Genomic DNA, 6,774 nt, shown 5'->3' with positions numbered 1-6,774 from the left:
AGGCTCACTACTTCGTGCTTCCGCCTCGACGACCTGATCGAAGCTTCCCGCGCGAGGTCAAGCGATCGACACGCAGCAAGTACCCACCAAAAAAAATGCCAGTCAGGGCTTAACTGACTGGCATTGGCCCGAAGGCGCCCTTGATTCTGCCCGAGGGCATGGTGCGATCAGTCCGCTTTCACGGCATCGGGGTTGCGCAGGCGGATGTGCAGTTCGCGCAGCTGCTTTTCATCGACGACGGATGGCGCCTGGGTCAGCAGGCACTGGGCGCGCTGGGTCTTGGGGAAGGCGATCACGTCGCGGATCGACTCGGCACCGGTCATCAGCGTGACGATGCGGTCCAGGCCAAAGGCCAGGCCACCGTGCGGTGGCGCGCCGTACTGCAGGGCGTCGAGCAGGAAGCCGAACTTCTGCTGCGCTTCCTCGGGCGTGATCTTGAGGGCATCAAACACTTTTTGCTGCACGTCGGCGCGGTGGATACGGACGGAGCCGCCACCCATTTCCCAGCCGTTGAGCACCATGTCGTAGCCCTTGGAAATGCACTTCTCGGGCGCGGTGACCATGTAGTCCTCATGGCCGTCCTTGGGGGCGGTGAAGGGATGGTGCACGGCAACCCAGCGGTCGTTTTCCTCGTCGTGCTCGAACATGGGGAAGTCCACCACCCACAGCGGCGCCCAGCGGTCGTCAAACAGGCCGTTCTTCTTGCCGAACTCGCTGTGGCCGATCTTGATGCGCAGCGCGCCGATGGCGTCGTTGACGATCTTTTCCTTGTCGGCACCGAAGAAGATCAGGTCACCGTCTTGTGCGCCGGTGCGCTTGAGGACTTCCGCCAGAGCCACATCGTGGATGTTCTTCACGATGGGTGACTGCAGACCATCGCGACCCTTGGCCAGCTCGTTGACGCGAATGTAGGCCAGGCCCTTGGCACCGTAGATCTTGACGAATTCGGTGTAGGCGTCGATCTCGCCGCGGCTGATGCCGCCGTTCTCTTGGGAGCCGCCGGGTACGCGCAAGGCCACGACGCGGCCGTTCTTCATGTTGGCCGCGCCCGAGAACACCTTGAAGTCCACGTCCTTCATCACGTCGGTCAGCTCGGTGAATTCGAGCTTGACGCGCAGGTCGGGCTTGTCGGAGCCAAAGCGGTGGGCCGCGTCCTGGTAGGTCATGACGGGGAATTCGCCCAGGTCCACGCCCAGCGTGTTCTGGAACACCGTCTTGATCATGCCCTGGAACAGGTCGCGGATTTCCTGCTCGTCCATGAACGAGGTCTCGATATCGATCTGCGTGAACTCGGGTTGGCGGTCAGCGCGCAGGTCTTCGTCGCGGAAGCACTTGGTGATCTGGTAGTAGCGGTCAAAACCCGCCACCATCAGCAGCTGCTTGAACAGCTGGGGCGACTGGGGCAGCGCAAAGAAATGCCCGTCATGCACGCGGCTGGGCACGAGGTAGTCGCGTGCGCCTTCGGGCGTGCTCTTGGTGAGCATGGGGGTTTCGATGTCGATGAAGCCGTTGGCATCGAGGAACTTGCGCACTTCCATGGACACGCGGTAGCGCAGCATCAGGTTGTTCTGCATGTAGGGGCGGCGCAGATCGAGCACACGGTGCGTGAGGCGCGTGGTCTCCGACAGGTTTTCCTCGTCGATCTGGAACGGGGGCGTGACCGAGGGGTTGAGCACGTTCAGCTCGTGGCACAGCACCTCGATCTTGCCGCTCTGGAGGTTGTCATTGGTCGTGCCCTCGGGGCGCGCACGCACGAGGCCCTTGACCTGCACGCAGAATTCGTTGCGCACGCCTTCAGCGGTCTTGAACATCTCGGCGCGGTCGGGGTCGCAGACCACCTGCACCGAGCCTTCGCGGTCGCGCAGGTCGATGAAGATCACACCGCCATGGTCGCGGCGGCGGTTGACCCAGCCCGACAGGGTGACGGTTTGGCCCAGGAGGGCTTCGGTCACAAGACCGCAATAGTGGGAACGCATGGCCATGGCAAAACTTCCAGCGCCGCTGTGGCGCATTAAGAGAGACTCACTTGGAGGAGACAGGGGCAAGGGCGGGGTCGGACGGAGCGACCACGCCCATCGAAATAATGTATTTGAGCGCTGCATCCACGCTCATGTCGAGTTCGACGCAGTCGCTCTTGCGCACCATCACGAAATACCCACCGGTGGGATTGGGGGTGGTGGGCACATACACGCTGACGAACTCATCGCGCAGATACGCCGCCACTTCGCCGCTGGGAGTGCCCGTGACGAAGGCGACGGTCCAGACCCCTTCACGGGGCCATTGCACCAGCACGGCGGTGCGAAAGGCGTTTCCGCTTTCGGAAAACAGCGTGTCGGAGACCTGCTTGACGCTCGAATAGATGGATCGCACCACCGGAATGCGACTGACCAGCGCATCGCCCCATTGCACCAGCTTGCGCCCGGCGAAGTTGCTGGCCGTCGCCCCCACCACCAGCAGGATCAGCAGGGTCAGCAGCACGCCAAAGCCCGGGATATGGAATCCCAGCAGCTTGTCGGGTTGCCAGGCACCGGGCAGGATCTGCAGGGTCTGGTCGAGTGTGCCCACGATCCAGTTGAGCACCGCGATGGTGATCACCCCCGGAACAATCACCAGCAGGCCGGTGAACAGCCATTTGCGCAAAGCGGACATTGAAGGACTCAGTCAGTAGTGGTGGCGCTGGCAGCCGTGGTGGCCGGGGCTGCACTGGCAGCCTCTTTCCTGGCGGCACCGGTATCGGCTGCGGCGGGCGCGGAAGCCGAAGCACCAGCGGCACCCTGGCCATCGCCCTTCGCATCGGTGGCGGGGGCAGAGGTGCCACTGTTGCCACCCCGAAAATCCGTCACATACCAGCCGGAGCCCTTGAGCTGGAAACCTGCGGCCGTCACCTGCTTGGAGAAGGTTTCGGCGCCGCACGCGGGGCACACCGTGAGCTGAGGGTCCGAGATTTTTTGCAGCACATCCTTGGCATGGCCGCAGGAGCCGCATTTGTAGGCGTATATAGGCATGACGAGAGTGTTGGGGGAAAGTGCAAAACCTTCAATTATAGGCGGCAGCGCTTTCTTCAACACCCCTGGCTCATTCCACTCCCACCATGCGATGGTGCCCGGCATGGCTGTTGCGCACGGCCTGCGGGCCCAGCGAGCCCGCCAGCATGCCCGCCAGCGCTGCCAGCAAACCGGCCAGCTGCGCCGGAAACACCTGGCCGGCCGGAGTTGCCAGAAACAGCAGCCAGGTCAGCAGGCCCAGCACGATGGCAAAAACCGCCCCCTGGGTGGTGGCCCGCTTCCAGTACAGGCCAAACACCAGCGGCACAAAGGCGCCGACCAGCGGCACCTGGTAGGCGCCGGAGACCAGCTCATAGATGGAAGTGCCCTCCATGCGGATGGCATAGGCCAGCACCAGGCCGCTGAACACCAGCGTGGTGATGCGCATGGTGCGCAAATGCTGCCTGTCGGAGGCATGCGGACGGAACTGGCGCCAGATGTTCTCGGTAAACGTCACGCTGGGCGCCAGCAGGGTGGCCGACGCGGTGGACTTGAGTGCCGACAGCAGCGCGCCAAAAAAGAGCACCTGCATGACAAAGGGCATCTTGTTCAGCACCAGCGTGGGCAGCACCTTTTGCGGGTCGTCCTTGAGCAGCGCTGCGGTCTCGGCGGGCATGATGAGGAGCGCACTGGCCACCAGAAACATCGGGACAAAGGCAAACAGGATGTAGCAGATGCCACCAATCACGGGGCCGCGCGTGGCGGCCCGGATGTTGTTGGCCGACATCACGCGCTGAAAGACGTCCTGCTGGGGGATCGAGCCAAACATCATCGTGATGCCGGCCGCGATGAAGAACACGATGTCGTGGAATTGAGGTTCCGGCAGAAAGCGGAACAAGTCGCGGCTCGCGGCCAGTTCGATGACCTTGTCGGCCCCGCCGGCCATGTTGCCGGCAAACACGGCGATCACCATCAACCCCACCACCAGGATGATCATCTGGATGAAGTCCGTCACGGCCACCGACCACATGCCGCCGAACAGCGTGTAGGCCAGGATGGACACCACCCCGATCGTCATGCCGATGGGGATGCTGATGGCACCGCCGGACAGCAGATTGAACACCAGTCCCAAGGCGGTGACCTGGGCCGAAACCCAGCCCAGGTAGCTCAGCATGATGATCAGCGAGCACACGACCTCCACCGCGCGGCCATAGCGCTCGCGGTAATAGTCGCTGATGGTCAGCAGCGTCATGCGGTAGAGCTTGCCCGCAAAGAACAGCCCCACCAGAATCAGGCAGAACCCCGCCCCGAAGGGGTCTTCGACCACATTGCCCAGTCCGCCCTCGATGAACTTGGCCGGGATCCCCAGCACCGTCTCCGAACCAAACCAGGTGGCAAACGTGGTAGTGACGATCATGTACAGCGGCAGGTGGCGCCCGGCAATCGCAAAATCGGCGGCGTTCTTGACCCGCTTGGCAGCCACCAGGCCAATGGCGATGGTGATCAGGAGATAGACGATAACCAGGGTCAACAGCACGGCATGCTCCTCGATGTCGCGAACAGTAGGAAAAAAAGAAAAAGGAAACGGACCCCGTCCGCGTCAGAACAACCGGACCCTGACCATCAGCTGCATCACCAGCAGCCCCAGCACAAAGCCCAGGCCACCGTAGATGATGCTTTGCAACAGGCGGTTGGTGCGCTTTTGCGCCTCCAGCAAATCGCGCAAGGCACCGTGCGACTCTGCCGGCCGCCGGCTCAGATAGTCATACAGCAGGCGCGGCAGCTCTGGAACCAGCTTGGCATAGTGCGGCGCCTCGGCCCGCAGTTCGCGCCACAGGCGCTGCGGGCCCATCTGCTCGAGCATCCACTTTTCCAGGAAGGGTTTGGCGGTGCTCCAGAGATCGAGTTCCGGATCGAGCTGGCGGCCCAGGCCCTCGATGTTGAGCAGGGTCTTTTGCAGCAGCACGAGCTGGGGCTGGATTTCGACCTGAAAGCGCCGGGACGTCTGGAACAGGCGCATCAGCACCATGCCCAGCGAGATTTCCTTGAGTGGCCGATCGAAATACGGCTCGCACACGGCGCGGATGGCCGATTCGAGGTCGTTGACGCGGGTTTCCCGCGGCACCCAGCCGCTTTCGATGTGCAGCTCGGCCACACGCTTGTAGTCGCGGCGGAAGAAGGCCACGAAGTTCTGCGCCAGGTATTCCTTGTCGGATTCGGTCAGGGTGCCCACGATGCCGAAATCGAGCGAGATATAGCGCCCGAATGTGGCCGGCTCCAGGCTCACCTGGATGTTGCCCGGGTGCATGTCGGCATGAAAGAAGCCGTCGCGAAACACCTGGGTGAAAAAGATCGTGACGCCATCGCGGGCCAATTTCGGGATATCGACCCCCGCGTCGCGCAGACGCTCGACCTGGCTGATGGGTACGCCATTCATGCGCTGCATCACCATGACCTCGGGATGGCAGAAATCCCAGAAGATTTCCGGGATCAGCACCAGATCCAGGCCAGCCATGTTGCGGCGCAATTGCGCGGCGTTGGCCGCCTCGCGCACCAGGTCCAACTCGTCGTGCAGGTAGTTGTCGAACTCGGCCACCACCTCGCGGGGCTTGAGGCGCTTGCCGTCGGCCGACAGGCCCTCCACCCAGCCCGCCATCATGCGCATGAGGCCCAGGTCTTTCTCGATCACCGGCAGCATGCCCGGGCGCAGCACCTTGACGGCCACCTCGCGCTCGACGCCTGCGCGGTCGCGCAGGGTGGCGAAATGCACCTGGGCAATCGACGCGCTGGCCACCGGCGTGCGATCGAATGCCACGAACACCTCGTCCACCGGCCGGCGGAACGCGCGCTCGATGGTGGCCATGGCGATGGCTGGATCGAAAGGCGGCACGCGGTCTTGCAGGCGCGCCAACTCGTCGGCCATGTCGGCGGGCAGCAGGTCGCGCCGGGTCGAAAGCACCTGGCCAAACTTGACGAAGATGGGCCCCAGCCGCTCCAGCGCTTCGCGCAGGCGCTGGCCGCGCGGCGCATCCAGATTACGGCCGACCGAAAGCAGGCGCGACAGCCAGCGCAGCCAGGGCTTCTGGAAGCTGTCCAGCACCAAGCCATCCAGCCCATACCGGAACACCACCCAGACGATGGTGGCACCCCGCAAAAAACGGCTCATGGAGCGGTCCGGTCAGCATGGCCCGGCGGTGACGCGGGCGCAGGCGTGGCAGCGGCCGGTGCCGGGGTGCTGGCCATGGGCGCCATGCGCGTGCCCACGAACTGGCGCAACGCCAGCGCTGCCTTGCGAACCACCTGGCCCAGCGCGTGCGCGGGCGCATCGCCAATCAGGCGCGCCACATCTTCTTCGATATCCCAGCGGACATGATCGACCAGCCAGTTGATCTCGGCCGCCAGCTGCACATCGCCCTCGATGCGGATGGCCGGCTTGTCGCCCCGCAGCGCCACGCTGGCCAGTGCCAGGGGAGAGGGCTCGGTCAGTTCCAGCTGCAGATCGGGGGCTGCACCTTCGTGTGCCAGATTGAACAAGCCCGCCGGCGTGACCAGCAAAGCCATCGAATACGCGCGCCACTGCACGCGCGCCACGCGGCCGCGCTGGCGCACCAGGCGGTCCATGGCCTCCTTTTCCTGCATCAACACATGGTTGAGAAACAGGACCAGGCGCTGCTGCACCTCGTGCACCAGCCACTGCGGTGGCTGCGGGCCGGCGGCCACGCGGTCAAGGAGACCATCCAGAAATGAAAAAGGGGACTGTGTTGCCATAGTCCCCGATTATTCCCTGAAC

6 protein-coding genes are annotated in these 6,774 nt (G+C 63.6%); all 6 read right to left on the bottom strand.

The features are described 5' to 3' along the window. Positions 1–167: 167 nt before the first annotated feature. Complete coding sequence (gene aspS / locus BLW02_RS17405) at positions 168–1,982, bottom strand: aspartate--tRNA ligase (RefSeq protein WP_092700878.1); 1,815 nt, start codon at positions 1,980–1,982, stop codon at positions 168–170. 40 nt (positions 1,983–2,022) lie between these two features. Then, positions 2,023–2,649 (bottom strand): DUF502 domain-containing protein, encoded by a 627-nt coding sequence (locus BLW02_RS17400; RefSeq protein ID WP_026437179.1) that lies wholly within the window; start codon positions 2,647–2,649, stop codon positions 2,023–2,025. Between the two features lie 8 nt (positions 2,650–2,657). Beyond that, positions 2,658–3,005, bottom strand: coding sequence for an FmdB family zinc ribbon protein (locus BLW02_RS17395; RefSeq protein WP_092700875.1), 348 nt, complete (start codon positions 3,003–3,005; stop codon positions 2,658–2,660). 70 nt (positions 3,006–3,075) lie between these two features. Beyond that, a complete protein-coding gene (locus tag BLW02_RS17390; RefSeq protein ID WP_092700872.1) occupies positions 3,076–4,521 on the bottom strand; it encodes a high affinity choline transporter 1 in 1,446 nt (481 codons plus the stop codon). Between the two features lie 63 nt (positions 4,522–4,584). Then, positions 4,585–6,150: a ubiquinone biosynthesis regulatory protein kinase UbiB gene (ubiB, locus tag BLW02_RS17385; RefSeq protein WP_092700869.1), complete on the bottom strand. Its 1,566-nt coding sequence runs from the start codon at positions 6,148–6,150 to the stop codon at positions 4,585–4,587. After that, positions 6,147–6,752: a hypothetical protein gene (locus BLW02_RS17380; protein ID WP_092700866.1), complete on the bottom strand. Its 606-nt coding sequence runs from the start codon at positions 6,750–6,752 to the stop codon at positions 6,147–6,149. The genes ubiB and BLW02_RS17380 overlap by 4 nt, the downstream gene beginning before the upstream one ends. Positions 6,753–6,774 lie beyond the last annotated feature (22 nt).

This window comes from Acidovorax soli, from assembly GCF_900107605.1.
GTDB classification, from domain to species: domain Bacteria; phylum Pseudomonadota; class Gammaproteobacteria; order Burkholderiales; family Burkholderiaceae_C; genus Acidovorax; species Acidovorax soli.
This window is presented reverse-complemented; position numbering and strand designations above follow the sequence as displayed.